At 64.9% G+C, this 23076-nt stretch carries 19 protein-coding genes; 13 read left to right on the forward strand and 6 right to left on the reverse strand.

The window, feature by feature from the left end:
* Window positions 1-303 precede the first annotated feature (303 nt).
* Both NH448_RS01390 and NH448_RS01395 read left to right on the forward strand, forming a co-directional pair.
* Entirely contained in the window at window positions 304-1122 is an 819-nt protein-coding gene (locus NH448_RS01390) for a 1-acyl-sn-glycerol-3-phosphate acyltransferase (protein WP_083970232.1), read from the forward strand.
* The gene (locus tag NH448_RS01395; protein WP_045991660.1) at window positions 1115-2071 is read left to right on the forward strand and encodes a phosphatidate cytidylyltransferase; all 957 of its coding nucleotides are present in this window, start codon (window positions 1115-1117) and stop codon (window positions 2069-2071) included. Before NH448_RS01390 ends, NH448_RS01395 begins: the two co-directional genes overlap by 8 nt.
* Before the next feature lie 256 nt (window positions 2072-2327).
* Here the strand turns inward: NH448_RS01395 and NH448_RS01400 are convergent, their stop codons facing one another.
* Complete coding sequence (locus NH448_RS01400) at window positions 2328-3548, reverse strand: MFS transporter (protein WP_045991661.1); 1221 nt, start codon at window positions 3546-3548, stop codon at window positions 2328-2330.
* 576 nt (window positions 3549-4124) lie between these two features.
* Between NH448_RS01400 and NH448_RS01405 the strand changes: the two genes are divergently transcribed.
* The 4 genes from NH448_RS01405 (at window position 4125) to NH448_RS01420 (ending at window position 8781) form a co-directional block, all read left to right on the forward strand.
* The gene (locus NH448_RS01405; RefSeq protein ID WP_052704263.1) at window positions 4125-5618 is read left to right on the forward strand and encodes a M28 family metallopeptidase; all 1494 of its coding nucleotides are present in this window, start codon (window positions 4125-4127) and stop codon (window positions 5616-5618) included.
* 150 nt (window positions 5619-5768) lie between these two features.
* Window positions 5769-6074, forward strand: a complete 306-nt coding sequence (locus tag NH448_RS01410; protein ID WP_045991662.1) for a hypothetical protein — start codon at window positions 5769-5771, stop codon at window positions 6072-6074.
* 108 nt (window positions 6075-6182) lie between these two features.
* Complete coding sequence (locus NH448_RS01415; protein ID WP_253028356.1) at window positions 6183-7781, forward strand: M43 family zinc metalloprotease; 1599 nt, start codon at window positions 6183-6185, stop codon at window positions 7779-7781.
* Window positions 7782-7839: 58 nt separating this feature from the next.
* Window positions 7840-8781 (forward strand): MvdC/MvdD family ATP grasp protein, encoded by a 942-nt coding sequence (locus NH448_RS01420; protein ID WP_045991663.1) that lies wholly within the window; start codon window positions 7840-7842, stop codon window positions 8779-8781.
* A 64-nt stretch (window positions 8782-8845) separates the two neighbouring features.
* Here the strand turns inward: NH448_RS01420 and hpaI are convergent, their stop codons facing one another.
* The 3 genes from hpaI to NH448_RS01435 form a co-directional block, all read right to left on the reverse strand.
* Window positions 8846-9703, reverse strand: coding sequence for a 4-hydroxy-2-oxoheptanedioate aldolase (hpaI, locus tag NH448_RS01425; RefSeq protein ID WP_045991664.1), 858 nt, complete (start codon window positions 9701-9703; stop codon window positions 8846-8848).
* 21 nt (window positions 9704-9724) lie between these two features.
* Window positions 9725-10999, reverse strand: a complete 1275-nt coding sequence (locus NH448_RS01430; protein ID WP_045991665.1) for an alpha/beta fold hydrolase — start codon at window positions 10997-10999, stop codon at window positions 9725-9727.
* 132 nt (window positions 11000-11131) lie between these two features.
* A complete protein-coding gene (locus NH448_RS01435; RefSeq protein WP_045991666.1) occupies window positions 11132-12607 on the reverse strand; it encodes a peptide MFS transporter in 1476 nt (491 codons plus the stop codon).
* Between the two features lie 354 nt (window positions 12608-12961).
* Here NH448_RS01435 and NH448_RS01440 point away from each other — a divergent pair, with 354 nt between their 5' ends.
* The 5 genes from NH448_RS01440 to NH448_RS01460 all read left to right on the forward strand — a co-directional run bounded on the left by NH448_RS01440 (window position 12962) and on the right by NH448_RS01460 (window position 17692).
* Entirely contained in the window at window positions 12962-13876 is a 915-nt protein-coding gene (locus NH448_RS01440) for an allantoinase PuuE (RefSeq protein ID WP_045991667.1), read from the forward strand.
* A 68-nt stretch (window positions 13877-13944) separates the two neighbouring features.
* A complete protein-coding gene (locus NH448_RS01445) occupies window positions 13945-14769 on the forward strand; it encodes a transporter substrate-binding domain-containing protein (protein WP_045991668.1) in 825 nt (274 codons plus the stop codon).
* Between the two features lie 77 nt (window positions 14770-14846).
* Complete coding sequence (locus tag NH448_RS01450) at window positions 14847-15518, forward strand: amino acid ABC transporter permease (RefSeq protein ID WP_045991669.1); 672 nt, start codon at window positions 14847-14849, stop codon at window positions 15516-15518.
* A 13-nt stretch (window positions 15519-15531) separates the two neighbouring features.
* Window positions 15532-16347 carry an amino acid ABC transporter ATP-binding protein gene (locus tag NH448_RS01455; protein ID WP_083970233.1) on the forward strand — a complete coding sequence of 272 codons (816 nt, stop codon included), beginning with the start codon at window positions 15532-15534 and terminating at the stop codon, window positions 16345-16347.
* A 100-nt stretch (window positions 16348-16447) separates the two neighbouring features.
* The gene (locus NH448_RS01460; protein WP_045991670.1) at window positions 16448-17692 is read left to right on the forward strand and encodes a cysteine desulfurase-like protein; all 1245 of its coding nucleotides are present in this window, start codon (window positions 16448-16450) and stop codon (window positions 17690-17692) included.
* A 138-nt stretch (window positions 17693-17830) separates the two neighbouring features.
* Here NH448_RS01460 and NH448_RS01465 read toward each other — a convergent pair whose 3' ends face one another.
* Window positions 17831-18547 (reverse strand): GntR family transcriptional regulator, encoded by a 717-nt coding sequence (locus NH448_RS01465; protein ID WP_052704264.1) that lies wholly within the window; start codon window positions 18545-18547, stop codon window positions 17831-17833.
* A 330-nt stretch (window positions 18548-18877) separates the two neighbouring features.
* On the opposite strand from NH448_RS01465, the gene NH448_RS01470 reads away from it, so the two are divergent.
* Window positions 18878-20167 carry an aminotransferase class V-fold PLP-dependent enzyme gene (locus NH448_RS01470; RefSeq protein WP_253028357.1) on the forward strand — a complete coding sequence of 430 codons (1290 nt, stop codon included), beginning with the start codon at window positions 18878-18880 and terminating at the stop codon, window positions 20165-20167.
* Window positions 20168-20205: 38 nt separating this feature from the next.
* Here NH448_RS01470 and NH448_RS01475 read toward each other — a convergent pair whose 3' ends face one another.
* Window positions 20206-21972, reverse strand: a complete 1767-nt coding sequence (locus NH448_RS01475) for a SulP family inorganic anion transporter (RefSeq protein ID WP_045991672.1) — start codon at window positions 21970-21972, stop codon at window positions 20206-20208.
* Window positions 21973-22086: 114 nt separating this feature from the next.
* Here NH448_RS01475 and NH448_RS01480 point away from each other — a divergent pair, with 114 nt between their 5' ends.
* On the forward strand, window positions 22087-22923 hold the full coding sequence (locus NH448_RS01480) for a LysR family transcriptional regulator (protein ID WP_253028358.1): 837 nt from the start codon (window positions 22087-22089) through the stop codon (window positions 22921-22923).
* The last annotated feature ends 153 nt before the right edge of the window (window positions 22924-23076 follow it).

Consider the following 23076-nt stretch of genomic DNA (forward strand, 5'->3'; position numbering starts at 1 on the left):
GGATCGTGCGCCGTTCGCGGGCGACTTCGCGGGCGACAAGGTGGCGAAGTATGGCACAGTTGGGCCTGGGCCTGCATCCGCCCAGGCTGACCCGCGACGTCGCTCGGTGGGGCCATCGCTCCCCCTGGACTCTCCGTGAATTCCCCCTGAACTCCCGTGAAAAAGCGCCGTGGAGAGGGAAACGGGACCGCCTGGGCGTGCGGCGGGATCGGAAAAAGGCAAGCCGATGGCGGCGGGGGATCCGGGGAGCGTCATTCAGCCGGAGCGGAACAACGTCCGAGCATTGGCAGGGGAGCAAAAGACATGAAAGGAACAGCCTGGCGGGCGGCGTTGACGGGGGTGCTGATCCGGCTGGTGGCGCGGCTGGTGACGGCGCCCAGGCCGATCTGGTCGGGGGTCGCGCCGGTGGCACGTCAGCGGCTGTACTTTGCCAATCACTCGAGTCATGGCGACTTCGTGCTGATCTGGACCACCCTGCCGCCGCGCCTGCGGGCGCGCACCCGCCCCGTGGCGGGTGCCGACTACTGGCTGGCGTCACGGCTGCGGCGCTTTCTGATCCACGATGTCTTCAAGGGGGTGCTGGTCGACCGTCAGCGCAAGCCCGGCCAACCTGACCCCCTGGCGGTGCTGCGTGAAGCGCTCGACGGCGGCGACTCGCTGATTCTGTTTCCCGAGGGCACCCGCAATACCGATGACAAGGGCCTTTTGCCGTTCAAGCCGGGGCTCTACCACCTGGCCTGCGACTATCCCGAGGTAGAACTGGTGCCGGTATGGATCGATAACCTCAATCGGGTGCTGCCCAAGGGCGAGGTGGTACCGCTGCCGCTGTTATGCACGCTCAACTACGGCGAGCCGCTGGCTCGGATAGAGGGCGAGGGCAAGGCCGATTTTCTCGCCCGGGCGAAGCGGGCGCTGCAGGCGCTGGCGCCGGCCGGGGCCAGCGTTCCCAGCGACCCCGTGTCTCCCGACACCGCGCCACCCGACACCACGCATCCAGGTTCTACCACCCCTGGCTCTACCACCCCAGCTAACAGCACCCCAGACACCACCACCCCAGCTACCAGCACCCCAGGCTCCGCCACCGAGGCATCTGGCCCCAGGGAGGGGGCGCCGAATGACTGATATCGTGATTCCCGCCGGTCTCGGCACCCTGCTCGCCGCCATCGTCGGGATCTTGCTGGTGGCCAGTAGCGTTGGCTTCGTACTGGCCCGCCGCTATTCGCCCGAGGGCGAAAACGAAGTGATCGAGAACCTCAACCAGCGCATCCGCTCCTGGTGGATCATGACGCTGTTGATGGGTATCGCCCTGCTAGGCGGCAGGACCGGGGTGGTGCTGCTGTTTGCCTTCGCCTCGTTTTCCGCGTTGCGCGAGTTCATCGGCCTGGTGCCGTCACGACGGGCCGATCACTGGGCCCTGGCGCTGGTGTTCTTCGTGGTGCTGCCGGTGCAGTACCTGTTCATCTGGCACCAGTACTACGGCATGTACTCGATCTTCATTCCGGTCTACGCGTTCCTGCTGTTGCCGGTGGTGGCGGCCCTGAGAGGGGATAGTCAGGGCTTTCTCGAGCGGGTCAGCGAGGTCCAGTGGGCGCTGATGGTGTGCGTCTTCTGCGTTTCTCACGTGCCTGCGCTGTTGAGCCTGGACATCCCCGGCTACGAGGGGCGCAACGTGCTGCTGATCGCCTTTCTGATCGTGGTGGTGCAGCTCAGCGATGTCCTGCAGTACGTCTGGGGCAAGCTGCTCGGACGCCAGCGTATCGCCCCCAGGCTATCGCCCTCCAAGACACTGGAAGGCTTCCTCGGCGGGGTGGCCAGTGCCACCCTGGTCGGGGCCGGGTTGGCCTGGATGACCCCCTTTTCCATGGGCCAGGCGGCGCTGCTGGCGCTGATGATCGCGCTGCTCGGCTTCGTCGGGGGACTGGTGATGTCGGCGATCAAGCGCGATCGCGGGATCAAGGACTGGGGTCACCTGATCGAGGGACATGGCGGCTTTATCGATCGTCTGGATTCGGTGATCTTCTCGGCACCGATCTTCTTCCACGTGGTGCGCTACTTCTGGTCGGTGGCATGAGGCCCTGGTGGCGTCATAACGCAATGCATGGACTGGTGGGGTTCGTCGCCATGGGCGGCTGGACCGCCTGGGCAAGGGCGCGGCGCCTGCATCGTTTCCGTGCCGAAGGCGGTAACTAAGCCTGGGGACGCGGCGCGGCGCCTGTCATTGCGGTTCTCGCTTGCCGAAGGCGGTGCCTGAGCCCGGAGACACGGCGCGGCGCCTGACATTGCGCTTTCCGCTCAACGAAGGCGGCGCCTGAGTCCGGGGCGAACGATCAGCTCTCGCTGGCGCAGTCGGTGGCCGCGGCGCGGCGCCTGTCGCTGCGCTTCTCGGCGCGCAGGCCGATATAGAACACCACCAGGCCGCCAAGGGCGAGCCCGGCGCCGACCAGGCCACTGGAGGACCAGGGTGCACCGGCCTTGATGGTCACCCCGGCCAGATAGGCGCCCAGCGCATTGGCGCAGTTGAAGGCGGCGTGATTCATCGAGGCGGCCATGGTCTGGGCGTCGCCGGCCACGTCCATCAGGCGTGTCTGCAGCGCCGGACCCAGCGCCATGCTGGTGCCGACCAGGCCGACGAACAGGATGCCGGTGTAAAGGTTGTCGGCGGCAAAGTAGAAGGCGCCCTGGACCACCAGGCACCACAGCAGGATGCGCGGCACCGCCTTCATTAGATTCTTGTCCGCTGCCCGGGCGCCCACCAGATTGCCGATGATGCCGCCGATGCCGAAGATCGCCAGCACCCAGGGGCCGACCATCTCGGGCATGTCGGCCTGGGCGCGCAGGGTCGGTACCACATAGCTGAACACCGAGAACATGCCGCCAAAGCCGATGCTGGCCACGCCCAGGGTGTAGAGCACCCGCTGTTTGACCAGCGCGGTCAGTTCGCGCTTGGGGCTGGCCTTGACGTCATGCGGCTGACGCGGCACGAACAGCTTGATCAGGCCCATGGTGACAAAGGCCACGACGCCCACCGCGAAGAAGGCGAACTGCCAGCCGAACCACTGGCCGGCCCAGGTGGCCAGCGGCGCGCCGATCACGATGGCGCTGGTCAGCCCCAGCATGACCCGGCTGATGGCTCGGGCGCGTTCTTCCACCGGTACCGCTGCTGCGGCCACCAGGGCAGCCACGCCGAAGTAGGCGCCGTGGGGCAGGCCGGCAAGAAAACGCAGACCGACAAAGGGCCAGAAGCTGGTCGCCAGGGCGCTGGCGATGTTGCCCACGGCGAACACCAGCATCAGGCAGATCAGCAGGGTGCGCCGGGGCACCCGCGCGGCCAGCGCCGAGATCAGCGGCGCACCGACCACTACCCCCAGGGCATAGGCGGAGATGGCGTAGCCGACGTCGGCGGCGCTGACCGACAGGTCCTGGGCGACACGCTCCATCAAGCCCATGATCACGAACTCGCTGGTACCGATGCCAAAGCCACCGAGGGCCAGGGCGAGCTCCGCCAGGCGAGGATGACGAGCTCTGAGATGGGTGATGGAGATTGCCATCGGGCCTCCTGGAAAACGAAAACGATCCCGACGGGTGTCGAGATCGTAAATTTACGACAAAAGTATAAGGCATCCGAAAGGTGGGTTCTAGCGCCGAAAACGTCAATCTTGTCGATTAGATAGGGCTAAAATGCGGGTAAGTGACGGTTATGTGTCGTCGAGCCGGGGAGCTCTCCAGCGCCACGGCGAGCTATCGTGTTGTTAATTTTACCACTGTGAAAAAGCGCTCAGCTTTAGCGCATTTCTGTTGAAGAAGTTTCACCTATACGCAGTGTACTGTTTTTCTGTGCTCTTTTTTTGACACGACCAGCAGGCTGATCTCTTCAAAATTCTCCACTGCGCTTAACATTTGGTTGAAAATCAATAGCCTGGCATGTGTTCACCGGCAAGTGATCGTGCCGATGTCGACGCGTGATTGTCGTGACGAGTGATGGCGGCGAGTGAGGAACGAACTACCTTAGTAGTTCAGTACCACCCGACTAAGTCCGTTGAGCCCCACTCCTCGGTTCAGCGGCGGTCGTCGTGGCGACGCCGAAACCGATGGTTCGGTGCACGCGCTGACGGCAGGGAGTCGACATGAAGGTCGAACTGCATCAGGCAAGGAGCGGCGACGCGACGCTGACCGAGCGCGTCGAGAAAGCCGGTGGCTGGCTGGTGGAGGCTGGACGCAAACGGCTGCTGGTCGCCGCCAACGCCCGCTGGCGGGCCGTCCGCGAGGCCACGAGCCTGCATGACGCCGATGACGCGATGGTCCAGGACCTGGGCCAGGGAAGACTGCACGGCGTCTGCCAGAAGGGCCGGCTGTTCCAGCAGGCCCATCCCGAGGTTCCGGTGCTGCTGGATGCGGGGCGCTATCTGGTGGTGGACCTGCCCAGGTCCGAGGCGGCCAGGATCAACAAGCCTCTTGAGCAAAGTGAAGCGCCCTGCTTCCGCCTGTTCCCTTTAAGCGAATCGACCCGTCTGTTTCGCCAGGTTGCGCCTCGTCGCGACGCTACAGGATCCCGGGCCGTCGACGCTGTCGTCGCGTCGGCCTCCCAGGCCCGCTACGTCACCCTGCTGAGTCAGCTGGTGTCCTATCCGACGCGTCTATCATCGAGCGCCGAGTACGCTCAGGCGGTGGACTGGGCCGAGTCTCAGCTGACTACGGCGGGGCTGGCCGTGGATCGCCAGCAGGTATCGCTGCCCGGCGGCGCCAGCAGCATCAACCTGCTGGCGCGGCTGCCGGGGCAGGCCGCCAGCCCCCGTCACTGGCTGGTGGTCGCTCACCTGGACAGCGTCAACCATCAGGGCGGTCCGTCCGCACCGGCGCCGGGCGCCGACGACAACGCCAGTGGCTCGGCGGCGCTGATGCTGATGGCCGAGGTGCTGGCCGGGCAGCGTTTCGATGATGACCTGAGCTTTGTGCTGTTCGGCGGCGAGGAGCAGGGGCTGCACGGTAGCCGCCAGTTCGTGGCGGGACTCTCCGCTGCCGAGCGGGGGCGCATCGCCGGGGTGCTCAATATGGACATGATCGGCTCGATCAACGCCACACCTGCGGCGGTACTGCTGGAAGGCGCGCCCCTCAGCCAGGACATGATCGATGGCCTGAGTGCGGCGGGAGGCCGCTTCACCGATCTCGAACTGCAGGTCTCGCTCAACCCCTTTGCCAGTGATCATGTGCCCTTTATCGACGCCGGAATACCCGCCGTGCTGACCATCGAAGGGGCCGACGGCGCCAATGACGCCATCCATGGACCGAACGATGTCCTGGCCACGGTGGATCCGTCCTACGCCATGAAGATCGTGGCAATGAACCTGGGGTTTGTGGCCACCAGCGCCGGCCTGCACGCGGTCGACGCCCCACCCCTGCCGGAATGCCACTGTCGTGGCGACGAGCGCCACCACCTGGGCGACCCCTGGCGCCAGCTCGAGGCCCATCATGAAGCCCTGCTGGCCCAGTATCGTCGCTGGCAGGGACAAGGCGTCTGGTCGGCGCAGCTGGACGCCGGCTGGCGTCAGGCCTGGCAGCGGTTGGAGTTGCTGCGCTCGCGCAGGGGATGGGAGCGACGGTCTCGGTCGACAGGCCGTTGAACGAGCCAGTGGCAAGGCCGCTCACCCAGCCACTCAGCCAGCCACTCACCCAGCCATTAACCCAGCCAGTGATCGAGTGACGCCCCGGCGAGACGAGAACAGGCAAGACAAGATCAGGTAAAGCAAGACAAGACCGATCAGGAGGAGGTGATGCCAAAGGACCTGTGCGGAGACTGGATCGAGATGCGCGAGGAAGGCATCGGCGACTGCACGGTGCTGCGGCACCCGGATTCGCCGGCTGTCACCCCCTCGCGGATGCCGCGAAGGCGCCTGTGTCTGCACCAGGACGGCGCCGTCGAGCTCCACACCGGAGACGCCGCCGACCGCCTTGCCTGCGATGCCCGTGGTCAGTGGCGGCGTGATGGCGATCAACTGCACCTGACACTGCCCGGTTGGGACGGTGACTACGATATCGATGCGCTGGAGGACGATCTTCTGATCATTACCCGTCATTGAGGCCACCAACGCCGCCAATACCGTGCGTTGTGGGGCCACTTGAGGCCAGTTGCTGGCCATTGAACCTGTACTCACGACGCCGACCGGCTGGCCGGCGGGGAGGCTTGCATGTCCGATAACACCACCCATCCGGAACGGTGTCGCTGTTGTGGCACCATGTCGGTTCACCGGCGACTGCTGGATCAGGACCCCGGTTATGCCAGGCGGCGATCGCGCATTGAGGAACACGCCTTTCGTGCCATGCGCGGCACCATCGTCCAGCGTCCGGGGTGCACCCGCATCCCGGTGGTCGTCCACGTGGTCTACAACACCGACGAGCAGAACATCTCGCGGGAGCAGATCGACAGCCAGATCGAGATCCTCAATGAGGACTTTCGCAAGACCAATGCCGACATCTCGACGGTACCTGCGCCCTTCGCGCCGGTGGCCGCCGATGCCAGGCTATTGTTTGCGCTGGCCACCAGCGATCCCGACGGCAACCCCACCGATGGCATCACCCGCACCCGCACCGACGTCAGCGGTTTTGTCGATGACGACAAAGTCAAGGCCGACGCCAGCGGCGGCAAGGATGCCTGGCCCGCAGACGAATACCTCAATATCTGGGTTTGCCCGCTTTCCGGTGGCCTGCTCGGCTACGCCCAGTTCCCCGGCGGACCCGCCGCCACCGACGGCGTGGTGGTGACCTACACCGGCTTCGGCAACATGGGCACCGCCCGGGCGCCGTTCGACCTGGGGCGCACCACTACCCACGAGATAGGCCACTGGCTCAATCTCTTTCATATCTGGGGAGACGACGGCACCGGCTGCTCTGGCTCGGACTTCGTCGACGACACCCCCAACCAGGGCGGCGCCAACCTGGGCAAGCCGACTTTTCCCAAGGTGTCCTGCGACAACGGCCCCGATGGCGACATGTTCATGAACTACATGGACTACGTCGACGACGACACCATGGTGATGTTCACCGAGGGCCAGGTGGCACGAATGCAGGCCTGCCTGGATGGCCCCCGTAGCGCCATCGGCGAGATGGTGTCGTGCACGCCGTTGCACCCCAAGGCGCTGCCGAAGGACACCCCCAAGGAGTTCACCAAGGAACCGCCAAAAGAGCGGCCCAAGGATAACCCCAAGGAGTTCGTCAAGGAGCCGGTCAAGGAGAGCGTCAAGGAGGGACCGAAGGACCTGATCAAGGATGGCCCCAAGGATGGCGTCAAGGATGGGATCAAGGATGGTATCAAGGACGGCATCAAGGACGGCGGCAAGGAGTTGCCCAAGGACAACCCCAAGGACTTTGGCAAGGATCCAGGCCTGGAGCCGGGCAAATGGAAGCCGCTTGACCCGCCTCCCAAGCAGATCTTCGAAGTGCCGACCAAGCAACTGGTGGAAGGCCCCGTGGGCGGCAAGCAGGCCTTCGAGAATCCGCTACCGGGGGGCTGGGGCAACCAGCCCGTCCAGCCCATGCAACCGATGCAACCAGTCCAGCCGCTGCAGCCCTTTGTGCTGGCCACCGGTCAGGCGCCGTCGGGCGCCTCGCTCAAGCCGCCGGTGGCGGACGGCGGAGGCGAGCAGGATCAGAGCCAGGCGTTGCTTGGCGAGTACGCTCAACTGCTGGCGCAGTACGCCCAGCTCTACCAGCAGGGCATGCTCGATCAGCAGGGGATGCTGGCCTGGCAGCAGGCCTGGGCGGCCTACGTGCAGCTTGGTGGACGGTGAGCGATGACAGGACCCGCGGGCACCCTGTCGGTGCCCGCCTTTTTCGAGGGAGCCGAGCATGATCCTGATCCTGTCGTTTGCCGACAATGCCCATGTCGAGCGGGTACTGCCCCATCTTCACTCGCCGGTGGAGGTGATCGACGTCGCCGACTTCCCCCGGCGTCTGGGAATCCTGGCCTACGCAGGTGCCAGCGGTGACAGCCTGTGGCTGGAACTTGGCGACGGGCGCCGGCTGGCCCTGGACGAGGTGCGCTCGGTATGGAACCGGCGCATCCGTTCCTTTGATCTGGACCCTGCCCTGGGCGACGGCACCGAACGGCTGTTTGCCTGGTCCGAGACCCAGGAGGCGGTGCTTGGTCTGTGGTATGCCCTGGATAGCTTCTGGATGAACCATCCGCTGGCCGACGAACGCGCCCAGCGCAAGCTGACCCAGCATCGTCTGGCCCACCGGCTGGGGCTCGAGATTCCCGATACCCTGATCACCAATCGCCCGGACGCCGCTGCCGAGTTTATTGCCCGCCACGGCGATGGTGGAGTGGTGCGCAAGGCCTTTCGCAATATCGTCGAGGCGCCGCGAGAGACCCTCAAGGTCGGCCAGGACGAGATGGCCAGGCTCGAGGCGGTTCGTCTGGCGCCGGTGATCTTTCAGGAGTACATCCCGCTGGCGCTGGACCTGCGCGTCACCGCGGTGGCCGGCGAGATGTTCGCGACCGCCTTCAGGAGCGAGCCGCAGTACGAGGTCGACTACCGCAGTGGCGTGGGCAGCGCCGAGGTTTTCCCCTATACCCTGCCGGATGAGGTGGAGACCGGACTGCGCGCGCTGATGAGAGAGCTTGGACTGGCCTACGGCGCCATCGATCTAAGGGTCACACCCGAGGGGCGTCATGTGTTCTTCGAGGTCAATCCGGCCGGCGAGTACCTGTTCGCCAGCGAACGCAGCGGCCAGCCGATTCCCCAGGCCATCGCCGCCGCCCTGGAGCGCGGCGGCGGCGAGTGGTGACGTCCCCGGCCGGTGGCAGCAGGGCCCCCGGTCGGTGGGATCAGGGCCCCCGGCCGGTATCAGGTCAGTAGGGTCCCTGGGACCCGTCGCCAGCGCTGGTGGATGAGTCTTCCTGCGAATCGGCCGCCTGCGGGCCAAGCGCAAACTCTGATGCACGCTGGCGCACCGCCTGCATCATCAGGCTGACGTCGAGCCCCACCGCCACGAAGCTGGCACCAAGGGAGAGATAGTGTCTGGCAAGCTCCGGGTCACCGGTGAGCACGCCGGCGGCCTTGCCGCTGGCAACGATGCGGGCGATGGCCTCGTCGATGGCGGCCTGGACCTCGGGATGGCCCGCGTCACCGAGATGGCCCATGGAAGCGGCCAGGTCGGCGGGTCCGACAAAGACCCCGTCGACGCCGTCCACCGCGCAGATCGCTTCGAGGTTATCCAGCGCGGTCACGCTCTCCGCTTGGACCAGTAGGCAGATCTCGTCGTTGGCCCGATGCACATAGTCAGGCCGTGCATTCCAGCGTGACGCCCGGACGATGGCGGAGGCTTCACCTCGCACCCCGTCCGGTGGGTAGCGGGTGGCGGCGACCATGGCGCGGGCCTGCTCCGGGGTGTCGATCATCGGCACCAGCAGGGTCTGGGCGCCGATGTCCAGCAGTTGCTTGATCCGCGCCGTCTCGCCGTTCACCACCCGAACCACCGGGTGGCTGTCGTAGGCGGCGACCGCCTGCAGCTGGGCGAGCATGGAGCGCACATCATTGGGGCCGTGCTCGCCGTCGATCAGCAGCCAGTCGAAGCCGGCGCTGGCGCACATCTCTGCGCAGTAGGGGTCGCCCAGCGACAGCCACAGGCCGATTCTGGCCTGGCCACTGGCCATGGCGGTCTTGAAGGGATTGCCGGCGGGGACACCCGCGCAGTGGGAAGGGGTCATGGGCAGCGTCCTTGATGAGTGTCAATCGTCCAGCATCGCCTTGAGCCGACGGAACACCCCGGGGTCCTGGCGCAGCCCGTCGTGCTCGTACTCGTTGGTGATCCAGTAGCGTAGCCGCGGGATCGCCTCGGCGGTGGCCAGCGACAGCTCGGCGTCCACGTACATGTCGTCGAAGTAGATCAGCGCCGCCACCGGCACCCGGTTGGCGGCGAGCTGTCTGGCGTCGTAGAAGGGGCTGGCCAGAGGTCGCCGGGCCAGCTGGTGTACCGCCCCACGGAAGGGCTTGAGGGCGCGAATCTCGTCGAACATCCAGGGGTAGATCATCTCGCCGGTCAGCCTGAGCGGGCGATGACGCTCGTCGAACTGCGGCCCCTGCTGGCGCTCGGCGGCCCAGTCGCACAGGCGCTCAGGGTTGGCGTAGATGTTCTCGTGGATGGCGCCGAACAGCGGATTCTCGTCGAAGCCGGTCAGCGTCATCACCTCCACCAGAAAGTGATGGTTGAGGGCGCTTCGCGTATCGTCGGTGAAGGCCTCCTCGAGCAGCCAGTGGAGCTGCTCGGCGCCGTCACCCATGCCCAGCATCAGTCCCAGGCTCTGGAAGCGGCGCACGCTCAGTCGGTCGCCGTCGGGCAGGCGGACATCGTGGTCCAGCAGATGGTCGGCGATGGCGTCGATCCGCTCGCGATCATCGGGAAAGCGCGCCAGATACGCCTCAAGCTTGCGCTCCACCCGACGGTGCGTGCGCCGATAGACCTCGTCGGGGTCGGCGTCGAGCGCCGGCAAGCCGCCGGTGATATAGCAGCGGCTCAGGCCCTGGGGTGCGTAGGACAGGTAGGTCAGGGTCAGAAATCCGCCGTAGCTCTGGCCCAGCGTGGTCCAGGTGGCGCCCTGATAGCGGGTCTTGCGCAGGTGCTCGAAGTCCGCGACCACCGCGTGGGCGTCGAAGCAGGCCAGGTAGTCACCGCCTGCCTCGTCACTTTCGAAGGCGGCCATGGTGGCCTCGGGGATGCGCGAACTGCGTCCGGTGCCACGCTGGTCGGGCAGGATCACCCGATAGTGCTTGAGCGCCTCGTGCAGCCATCCCGGTCCATTGGCGGTGGGGCGTGGCGACTTGCCGCCTGGGCCACCCTGCAGGAACAGCAACAGCGGCAGTTCCTCGTCGACACGGTCTGACGCGCAGACCTCGCGGTAGAACAGGCTCAGGGTCTCGCCGCTGTCCGGGTGGGACCAGTCCAGCGGCACCTCGAGGCGATGGTCGCTGATGGAAAGGCCCGGGATGGCGTGGTCGGAAGGCATGCCTACATCCTGTGTCGAGAGAGTGTCGAGAGAGCGTCGAAAGAGTATCCGGGCGGCCATGGCCGCCCGGTGCCGAAAGAGACAAGGTCGGCCAGCTTCTTGTTGCCAGCGCTGGCCGACCCTGGCGGTAGCTCAGTCTGCGCCGCGCATGGCCCGGCGAATGAACGGCAGGCAGGCCGCCAGCAGCAGGGCGCTGACGCCACCGATGGCCGCCATGGCAATAAAGTAGCCGACTTCGGTGTCCTCGGTATAGAAGGCGCCGAGCTTGCCGCCGGCGGCGAAGCCGAGCGCCAGCGAGAGAAAGAACAGTGCCATCATCTGGGTCTGGAAGGCCCGCGGTGCGAGCTTGGTGGTCACCGACAGCCCGATCGGCGACAGGCACAGCTCCGAGGCGGTGAAGCCCAGCAGCAACAGCACCAGCATGGCCAGCGGCATGTTCGACCCTTCGCTGCCGAGAAACGGCAGGTAGCCGAGGAAGGTGGCGCCGATGATCGCCATGGCGATCACGAACTTGCCGGCCGACGACGGCTGGCGCTTGCCCAGCGTCGTCCACAACCAGGCGAACACCCCCGAGAACAGGATGATGGTCAGCGCCTGCACCGATACCAGCCAACCCACCGGAATCTCCCAGCCGAACAGGCTGCGATCCACGCGCTGATCGAAGAAGGCGGTGATCACGGTGTAGGACTGGCTGTACAGCGCCCAGTAGGCGGCGCTGGTCAGAAACAGCGGAATGAACGCCAGCACCCGGCTGCGTTCCTCGGGGCTTACGTGGGTGGAGCGCAGGATCACCGCAAAGTAGCAGAGCGCCGCTACAGCGATGATGCCAAGCATCACCCCGGACAGATTGTCGGCACGAATCCAGCCCGCCAGGGCCGCGCCGACCACGAGGGCGAGCACCACCAGGGCGATGCCCAGATAGCGCTTGAGGGTCGCCGGCGCGATGGGGTCCGGTGCGGCCTTCTGATCATCGGGCAGCCCCTTGCGTCCCGCCGTGTACTGGGCCAGACCGATCGCCATGCCCACGGCGGCGATGCCGAAGCCATAGTGGAAGCCGGCGTTCTGCTGCAGCAGACCGGTCAGCAACGGGCCGACGAAGCCGCCGATATTGATACCCAGATAGAAGATCGAGAAGCCGGCGTCGCGCCGGGGGCTGCCGGGCTCGTACAGGGACCCCACCAGCGCCGAGCAGGTGGCCTTGACCCCGCCGCTGCCCAGCGCCACCAGAATCAAGCCGGCGGTGACGCCGTAGACACCGGGCAGGATGGCCAGGGCGATATGCCCGAGCATGACCACGATGCCCGAATAGAACAGGGTGCGTTCGGCGCCGAACACCCGGTCGGCGAACCAGCCGCCGAGGATGGTGGCCAGATAGACCGAACTGCCGTAGGCACCGACGATACCGATGGCCACCGACTGGTCGATCGCCAGGCCCCCACGGCTGGCCTCGTAGTACAGGTAGATCAACAGGATCGCCTGCATGCCATAGAACGAAAAGCGCTCCCACACCTCCATGCCGAACAGGGTGGCGAGAGGCCAGGGATGGCCGAAGAAGCGGCGTTTGCCGCTGTCGCCGTGCTGGCGGGCGGCGGCCTCGGTGGTTTTCATCGGGAGCTCCTGCTTTGACGAGAAAATCGGAACGAAAAATACATTTTCCGCCCATGAAAACCCTAAAGCGTTGCGAATTACAGGGCAAAACCCATGTCCGTGATCGGAAAGGCCACGACGAAAAACGACAAGCGGGAGCGAGGACGTTGGCTCGCAGAAAAGCGGGATCTACTGCTGGATAGCCGGCCCATCCCCCACCATTGGCTAGTTGCCATTTGCGCTGCGAGTACGGTTGTGCTTTATTGTTCACATCGCACGCAGAATTGCGTGCAATCCTGACAAGGCCGACAGACGGTCGATAACAACACCAACAATCAGGGTCGTCGCATGCTTGGCGACCTCAGGAGAAACGGGATGCTCCCGCAGCGTGATCTGGTCGGCTACGCCGATACTCCCCCCACCGGGGCCTGGCCCAATGGCGCCCGCCTGGCGGTCAATATCGTGGTCAACTACGAGGAGGGCTCTGAAAGGTCCTTCGCCATGGGCGACGACGACCAGGAGTCGATGACCGAGTGGGGGAGTTACGTAACTCCCGCCGGCACCCGTAATCTGGCGATGGAGTCGATGTACGAGTACGGCTCGCGGGTCGGCATCTGGCGCATCCTCGACATCCTGCGCGAGGCCGACGTGCGTTCGACCTTCTTTGCCTGCGCGGTGGCGCTGGAGCAGAACCCCCGCGTTGCCCGTGTCGCCAGCGCCGATGGCCACGAATTCTGCAGCCACGGCTATCGCTGGGAGGAGGTCTTTCGCCTCAGCGAAGACGAGGAACGCGAGCATATCCGCCTGGCCATCGAGTCGATCACCGCCACCACAGGCAAGCGCCCGGTGGGCTGGTACTGCCGCTACGGACCCAGCGTGCGCACCCGGCGCCTTTTGATAGAAGAGGGTGGCTTCCTCTACGACTCCGACGCCTACAACGACGATGTACCCTACTTCACCGAAGTGGCGGGCAGTCGTCAGCTGGTGGTGCCCTACACCACCGACATGAATGACTTCCGCTTCTGGCTTTCTCCTGGGCTTACCTCGGGACGCGAGTTTCTCGACAACCTCAAGGAAGGCTTCGACGTGCTGTTCGAGGAATCGGCCCGTGGCCCCAGGATGATGTCCGTCGGCCTGCATCCGCGCATGGTCGGGCGCCCCGGCAAGATTCGTGCGCTCAAGGACTTTATTGCCTATGCCCAGGCCCACGAGGGCGTATGGTTCGCCACCCGTGAAGAGATCGCCCGGGCCTGGCTTGCCCGGGAAGGTGAAGCGACCGGCGTCGTCTGACGTCGCCGGTGAACCCCCGTGTTTTCTGCTGTACCCGCAACAACGACAATAACCAGAGGAAATATTCCATGAGCCTTTCCTACAAGACCTTCTCCAAGACATTCTCCAAGCGTTCCCTGGTGCTGGCCACCGCGCTTTCCGCCGGCCTGGCAGCAGGCGGCGTGATGGCCGAGACCCTCAAGGTCGGTGCCAACATCGGCAACCTGCCCTGGGAGTTCCAGGACGACAGCGGTGACTACGTCGGCTTCGAGATCGACCTGGTCAACGAGGTCGGCAGCCGCCTGGGCTACGACGAGGTCGAGATCAGCAACATTCCGTTCAATGGCCTGTTCTCGGCGGTACAGTCCGGGCGCATCGACGTGGCGGTGTCCTCCATCACCATCACCGACGAGCGTCTGGAGTCGGTGTCCTTCGCCCAGCCCTACTACGACAGCGACCAGTCCCTGGCGACCCACACCAGCAAGGGCATCAGCGGGCTCGAGGACCTGGACGGCAAGGTGGTCGGCGTCGATACCGGCTCCACCGGCGACATCTGGACCAGCGAGAACCAGGAGCAGTACGGCATCAAGGAAATCCGTCGTTATGAAGGCCTGCAGCCGGCCATGCTGGACCTGTCCAGCGGCCGCCTGGACGCCTACATCTCCGACATTCCGGCGGTGCAGTACTACGTGCGTGACAAGCCCAGCCTCGAGGTGGTCAGCCGCATCCCCAGCGGTGAGCAGTACTCGATGATGTTTGCCAAGGACGCCGAGCTTGCCACCAAGGCCAGCGAAGTGATCAGCGAACTCAAGCAGGAAGGCTTTATCGCCGAGCTGCACGAGACCTGGTTCGGCGCCGCTCCGGATGCCGGCACCAGCACCGTCGAAGTGCGCGATATGCCTTCCGCCCAGTAAACCTGGCCCAGCAAGTCCCGTGGCCGCGGCGGTGACCGCCGCGGCCAGCGTATTACCCTCGATCGTGGAGACGATCCATGGACCTGGTCCAGACATTCTTCAACTGGGAGGTGCTGGTGCGCACCTTCCCGATGCTCCTGCAGGGGCTCGGCATGACCCTGATGCTGGGCTTTCTGAGCATCCTGCTGGGGCTGATCGGCGGGCTGGGGCTGGCGCTGTTGCGCCTCTACGGCCCCAAGCCGCTGCGTTTTCTCACCATCGCCTACATCGACGTCTTTCGCTCACTGCCGGTGCTGGTGTGGCTGGTCATCGTCTACTACGCGCTGCCGTTCGTCGGCATCACCCTGTCACCGTTCGCCGCGGCCTGTACCGCCCTGACCATGATCTCCAGCGCCTACGCCGCCGAGATCTACCGCGCCGGTATCGAGGCGGTGCCACGGGGCCAGTTCGAGGCCGCCCAGTCGATCGGCCTTAGCCAGTATCGGATGATGTGCGACGTGGTCCTGCCCCAGGCGATCCGGCTGATCATTCCGCCGCTGACCAGCAACTGCATCAACGTGATGAAGGACACCGCCCTGGCCTCGGTGGTGGCCATGCCCGACCTGCTCAAGCAGGCCACCCAGGCCCAGGCGCTGGCGGCCAACCCGACACCGCTGATCGGCGCGGCGCTACTCTACCTGGCGGTGCTGCTGCCACTGGTGCGCCTGGTCGGTCTGCTCGAGAAACGCTTCGCCCAGGGCCGGGCCTGACAGGAGAACTGCCATGATCAATGAAACCCGGATAACCCAGGGCACTACCCAGGGCACTACCCTTCCCCCGCTCGAGGCTGGTCTGCCCGAGGCGCCCAGAGCGATCATCTCGCTCGAAGGGGTCAACAAGTACTACGGCGACTTCCACGCCCTCAAGAACATCGACCTCAAGGTACGCGAAGGCGAGGTGGTGGCGATCCTCGGCCCGTCGGGCTCCGGCAAGTCGACGCTGATCCGCTGCATCAATCATCTGGAGGCCTATAGCGCCGGCGACATCTATGTCGACAGCGTGCGGGTCCAGCCCGGCCCCGAGCTGATCGAGGTGCGCAAGGACGTCGGCATGGTGTTCCAGAGCTTCAACCTGTTTCCCAACATGACGGTGCTGGAGAACGTGACCCTGGGGCCGATCCGGGTGCGCGGCATGAGCCCGGGGGATGCCCAGGCGCGGGCCAAGGAGTTGCTGGAAAAGGTCGGCATCGCCGAGCAGATGTACAAGTATCCAAGCGCCCTGTCCGGCGGTCAGCAGCAGCGGGTCGGCATCGCCCGGGCGCTGGCCAATGAACCGCGCGTGTTGCTGTTCGATGAGCCCACATCGGCGCTGGACCCGGAGATGGTCGGCGAGGTGCTCGACGTCATCAAGACCCTGGCCGGCACCGGCGTGACCATGCTGCTGGTGACCCACGAGATGGGCTTCGCCCGCCATGTCGCCGACCGGGTGATCTTCATGGAGGCCGGCCAGATCGTCGAGGAAGGCGCTCCCGAACAGATCTTCTCGGCACCGCAGGAAGACCGAACTCGCGCCTTTTTCCAGTCGGTGCTGGCTCACTGAGTCGTGGCGCCTGTTCGACGGCTGGCCGGCGCTTGTTTCGCCCCAGCCTTGTCTCTCGACGTCCATGTATCGCCTCTCGACCCCTATTCAAGGACTTCCCATGTCACTCGATTCATCCTCAGACGCTCGCCTTGATCTGACACACGTCAGAGCCCAGTTTCCCTCGCTTGAAAGCGACTGGGTGTTCATGGACAACGCCGGCGGCGCCCAGGTGCCGAAGATGGTGGTGGAACGCATCAGCGACTATCTGCTGGGCGACAACGTGCAGCTCGGCGCGAGCTACGCCCCCAGCCAGAATTCCAAGGCCAAGGTCGATGCCGGTCGCCAGGCGGTGGCGACGCTGGTCAATGCCCGCCACGTGGAAGAGCTGGTGTTTGGCCCCAGTTCGACCATCCAGTTCCGCCTGCTGGCCGACGCCATGGCCAGCCAGTTCGCCCCGGGTGACGAGATCATCGTCACCAACACCGACCACGAGAGCCACGTCGGCCCCTGGATGCGCCTCGAGCAGCGCGGCGTCAAGCTGCGCTTCTGGAACTGCAATCCCGAGACCCTGGAACTCGAGCTGGACACCCTGGCGGAACTGCTCAACGAGCGCACCCGCCTGGTCTGCGTGACCCACGTCTCTAACCTGCTCGGCACCATCAATCCGATCAAGCGGATCGCCGCCATGGCCCACGACGCCGGTGCTCGCATCTGTGTCGATGGGGTGGCCTTCGCCCCCCACCGGGCCATCGACGTCCAGGACTGGGATGTCGACTACTACGGCTTCAGTCTGTACAAGGTATTCGGTCCCCACCACGCGGTGCTCTATGTGAAAAAGGAGTGCCTGCTGGAGCTGGATAATATCTACCATCACTTCTTCACGCGTGAGCAGATTCCAGGAAAGATGGAGCCTGGAAATCCCAACTACGAGCTGACCTACGCCGCCACCGGTATCCTGGATTATCTGACCTCACTGACGGGCGATAATGGTGAAGGTGATAAGCGGAAAAAGCTGGAAACAGCCTTCGATACCATCGCCAAGCATGAAGCGATATTGAGCAAGAAACTGCTCGATTATCTCGCTGGAAAAGAAGGCGTTCGCATCATCGGAAGGCGGGATTCCGATATCGAACATCGCGTCGCGACCATCAGCTTTACCGTGGAAGGGCATCAGTCTGACGAGATCGTGCGCAAGATCGACGAGGCCAAGGTAGGAATCCGCTACGGCGACTTCTACGCCCGTCGCCTGACCGAGGACCTCGGTCTGATGGACATCCAGGGCGTGGTGCGGGTGTCCATGGTGCACTACAACACCGAGGCCGAGGTGGACCGACTGATCGAGGCGCTGGACGCCGCACTCTGATGGCGTGGGCCAGAAGCTGGCAATGACGTCGTGGAAATGCAGAAAAGGGGCTTCTGGCCCCTTTTCTGCTACGCATGTCCCAGGCTCAGGGCCGGCCCTGTCTCCTGCTTGCGTTGGTTTTTCGGCCTGGCCCGCCCTTTATCCCAGCGGATCGTCGATGTCGATATCGTAGATGTTGGCCTCGGCGCGGCGGCGCTCGGACAGGTCCAGGCTGTAGAAGATGTGGCGACAGTGCTCCATCATCGACGCGGCGGCGCCCTCGGCGTCGCGCTTTTCGATCAGATCGACCAGGGACTGGTGCTCGTGGGTCAGGCACAGCACGCCGGTGGAGCGTTCGTAGAGCGACTGGATGATGCAGAAGCGTCGAATGATCGGACGCACGATGGCGATCAGCTCGTCGTTGCCGGTCAGCTCCGCCAGCATCAGGTGAAAGTCGCCGGAGATACGATTGACGCTGGGCTGGTGCTCCTCGAACACCTGATGCTCCAGCGCCAGGTGGCGACGTAGCGTGGCGATACCTTCGGCGTCGATGCGCTCGCAGGCGATCCGCGCTACCGCGCCCTCGATATGCAGCCGCGTCTCGAAGATATCGTAGGCTTCCTTCACCGATGGCAGCGAGACGAAGGCTCCCCGGTGCATCTCGAAGCGTACCAGGCGTTCCGCCGTCAGTCGGTTCAGTGCGCGACGCACCCGGCTACGCGGCGTCTTGAAGGCGCTGGCGAGCTTGGCTTCGTTCAAACGCTCGCCGGGACGCAGACGCTTGTCGATCAGGGCGTCGACGATGCGGTCATAGACGAGCTCCTCGGCCAGGGCTTCCGGCTTGGATGGTGCAGCGGAGGTGGCGTCACTCGTCATGGCATTGTCTCGCCAGAAGGCTCGCCCATCATCAGGGGAAAATTACCGGGATGGTTGAGCATTGTGAAAGGTGAAATGGCGTCAATTTACGGCCATCGTGCAAGGGACAGATTATCACGATGTCGCTCGAACGGTAACGTTGGATCGACCAAAGTTCCGGCGCCCAGTGTGCTGCATTTTTGCCATCCGGTCAGCCAGGGCGTACTACTATGAGCAAGCTTCTCGATAACTCCGGACGAACCAGGAGGGATCGGGTAGCGTCCCTTGCCTCGTTCTGGCGCCCGGCTGGGGGTGAGGTTCGCTGTTCCGCTGCCATCAAGGAACGATCAGATGCAGACATTGAAACCTTCCATCAAGGCGAGCGTGGCGGTATTTGACGACGCCCTGATGAGTCAGGTGCGCGCTCGCTTTCACCACGTCGACCGCTGCCCCTACACCGGCCCCCGGATATTCTTCGAGAACGCCGGCGGATCTCTGACGCTCAAGGCCGTGGTGGCACGCATGGCCGAAGTCGCCGCATTACCGGACAACGATCATCGCGACAATGACGCTTCCCGGGCCATTTCGTGCATGATCGATGACGGTCGCGACGCCATGGCCAGCCTGCTGGGGGTAGAGGACGGCATCGTGTTTGGCGGCGAGACCGGCACCGAGTGCCTGTTCCGGGTGATTCGCGCCGCCGCCAGTGCCGCGCCAGCGGGTGGCAACATCGTCGCCTGCGAGCTCGAGCACCCCGCCACCTTTGACGCCACCGCGCAGTGGGCGAGGCGCACCGGCAGGCAGCGGCTGACGGTGCCCTTCGATCCGCATCAGGGGCGCGCCACCGCCGAGGACTATGCCCGCGTCGTGACGCCGGAGACCCGTGTGGCCACTATCCTGCACACCAGCCCGGTGACCGGCATGACCCAGGACGTGGCCACCATCGCCGAGGCGATTCGCGCCATCGCACCGGACTGCTACATCATCGTCGATGGCATCCAGCATGCCCCCCATGGTGCGTTGGCGGTATCGCACTACGGCGTCGATGCCTACGCGGTGTCGCTGTACAAGGTGTTCTGCCCGTTCAACGACGGCTACGCCTGGGTCTCGCCGCGACTGGGTTGCGTCGATCACGACCGCGTGGCGGGCAAGCCGGATGACGCCTGGGAGCTGGGTAGCCGCGATCCTGGCGCCTGGGCCGGCGCCCACGAGATGGTCCGCTATCTCGAGTGGTTGGGAGGACATTTCACTGACAAGAGCGAGCGCCGGCAGCGGCTGTTGGCCGCCGGTCAGGCCATGCATGATCAGGAGGCGGCGCTGATGCGTCGGCTGATCGACGGCGCCGATGGCGTCACCGGACTCAGGGACCTGCCCGGCGTGACCCTGATCGGCGAGGCGGATTCGCCCTGGCGGGAGGGGGCGGTCTCGTTTTGCGTGAAGCACCGAGACGCACTGGAGATCGTCGCCGAGCTTGGCCAGCGTGGCATCCGCGTCCACGCCCGCAAGGACGACGCCTACTCCGGCAATATCCTGCGCCCCCTGGGCCTGCCCTCGGTCACCCGGGTGTCGTTGGCCCACTACAACACCCCACTCGAAGTGGACGCCTGCCTGGCGGCGCTGAAGGACGTCCTCGGAGCCTGAAGCGGCTCCGCTGCTTCGTCCACCCGGTCCGGCGCTGATCAGATCTGGCTTGCCAGGACACCGTGTTCAGGCGAGGGCTTCGACGCGCACTCGCCGAAGACACGCTTGGCGCAGCCCTGGCAGACGTCTGGATCCAGCGCCGGGGTAATGGAGGTGATGGCCGCCTCGGTGGTCTCGAAGAAGCGCGCTTCGCCGATTCGCTTCAGATCCCCGCGACGGCACAGCTCATCCATCACCGTACCCTTGAGCGAGCTGATCATCAGCTCGCCCCCCTGGTCCGTCAGGCGACGGACCTCCTGCAGCAGCATCTCCACGCCCGCCGTGTCGATGAAATTGATGCCCTTGCCGATGATCAGCGCACGGGAGCCCGGCTCGGCGGTGAAGGCGCGAAGATGCCGCTGTACGTGGTCGGTGGCGCCGAAGAACAGCGAGCCGTCGATGCGCAGTATCTTGAGCTGTGGACACTGCTCGAGCTGGTAGCGTCTGACGTTGCGAATGAGCCGCCGGGGATGATCTTGGCGCGGCGCCACTTCAAGGACGGTGGGACGCGAGGTGCGCTTTAGATAGAGCACCAGTGACAGCAGCACGCCGATATAGATGGCGAACTCCAGTGCCACCAGCAGGGTAGCGGAGACGGTGGCGACCAGCACCATCGCCTCGTGGCGACTGACGCGTACCAGATGGACGATGTGCGGGACGTCGATCAGGTTCCAGGCGATCAGCAGGATGCCTCCAGCCATGGCGGGTAGCGGCAGATAAGCGGTGATCCCCGGGGCGAAGATCAGGATCAGCGACAGCAGCAGGGCGGCGAACACCGAGGCCAGCGGGGTGCGGGCGCCTGCGTCATAGTTGGCACCGGAGCGGGTAAACGAGCCCGAACTGGCGTAGCAGGAGAAGAAGCCCCCCACGATATTGGACACACCCTGGCCGATGAATTCCTGATTGCCGTCGATCACCTGACGCGAGCGCAGGGCAATGGCGCGGGCGATGGATACCGCTTCGATCAGCCCCAGCAGGGCGATGGCGAAGGCGCCGGAGGTCAGCACACGCAGGCTGTCCGGCGTCAGTTCGGGCAGCGTAACGGGTGGCAGGGTCCCGGGCAGGGCGCCGACCAGCGCCACACCGTGGGCGGCGCCATCGATCCACCAGCAGGCCAGGCTGCCGGCGGCCAGCCCCAGCAGCAGGTGAGGACTACGACGATGGAGGCGTCGTGCTACCAGCGAGGTGATCAGCGAGATCAGCCCGATGGCCAATGCGTAGAGGTTGATATCCGGCAGCGCCCGGAACAGCGCTGACAGCTCGGCCAGGAATCCCTGAGCGTCGATGGACACGCCAAGCAGGTGCTCCATCTGACTGGTGGCGATCAGGATGGCCGCACCAGAGGTGAAGCCGATGACCACCGTGTGAGAGATGAAACTCACCAGATTGCCGAGGCGCAAGAGCCCCATGGCCAGCTGGATCAGTCCGACCAGGAGCGTGATGGTCAGCGCCGCTCCCAGGTATTGGTCGGGTGTCAGCGTGCCGAGGCCGCCGATCACGCTGGCCAGCACGATGGAGAGCGCCGCAGTGGGGCCTGAGATCATGTGCCAGGAACTGCCGAACAGCGCCGCCACCGTGGCCGCGACGATCGCCGTGTAGAGCCCGACCTCCGGTGGCAGCCCGGCGATGAAGGCATAGGCCACGCCCTGTGGCAGTACCAGGATGGCGCCGGTAAGGCCCGCCATCATGTCCGCCGACAGGGTGCGGCGGTCGAGGCCGCGTCCCCAGCGCAGGAAGGGCAGATAACGCTTGGGGGAAAACGCCATGGCGGAACCTCAGGTGGGCAGAAGTAGGGGGTCGGGCAAGCCTAGAGAAATGCGGGTATCCTGAAAAACAAAATTTTTTGCGCTTCACGAACAAAAAAACCGCATAGGTGAGCCGTGGATACCCAACTGCTGAAGACCTTTCTCGAGGTCAGCCGGCTGCGCAATTTCGGCAAGGCCGCAGAGAGCCTCTGTGTCTCGCCCTCGACGGTCAGCGCACGCATTCGTCAACTCGAGGCGCAGCTGGGGTTGTCGCTGTTCAGCCGAGGCCATCACCACATCGGTTTGACCCCTGCCGGGGAGCGCATGGAGCGCCACGCCCGCTTTCTGCTCGACGCCTGGGAGCGAGCCTACGAGGACACCGCCCTGAGCGAGCGGCACCAGCGGCGTCTGGTGGTGGCGGGGGTCGCCAGCCTCTGGGATATCTTCCTGCAGGACTGGCTCGCCACCATCTACCGCGCCTACCCGACCCTGGGCGTTCGCGCCGAAGAGAGCACCCCGCTGCGGGTGGTCGAGAAGCTGGAGCGCAACATGGTCGACGTCGGCTTCCTCTACGACACCCCGCGCATCAGTGGTGTCGGGGTCGAGGAGGTGGCGACCATCCCGCTGGTGATGGTCTCAAGCCAGCCGGATAGACGCGCCGAGCAGGCGGTGGGCGAAGGCTACATACGGGTCGAGGGGGGCACGGCGTTTGCCAGCATCCACGAGAGCAGCTTTCCGCAGCGCCAACTGGCGCGCGGCAGAGTCAACAGCGGCCGCATCGCCCTCGGCCTGCTGCTCGAGTGTGGCGGCGCCGCTTACCTGCCCCAGGACATCGTCGCCCCTTGGTGTGACCGGCAGCGGCTGTTCGTGGTCAAGGACGCGCCCGTCATCGAGCTAAAGGCCTATGTGGCCTACCACTGGCACGGCGAGCACCGCGAATTGATCAGCGAGTTGATCGAGCATCTGGGGTGATCTGCTATGGAGTCTGTGTTGCTTGCGCAGGTCGCTGCGTCATTGTTCCTGAGCCTTGCTCAAGCAACTGATCGGTCGGGGGGGAGTGAAGGCGCTGTTCTATCTTGGCCTTCCGCAATCACTTGGCAGAGAAACTTTCGCTGGGAGTTAAGG

This window comes from Halomonas sp. OfavH-34-E (genome assembly GCF_024124525.1).
GTDB classification, from domain to species: Bacteria; Pseudomonadota; Gammaproteobacteria; order Pseudomonadales; family Halomonadaceae; genus Halomonas; species Halomonas litopenaei.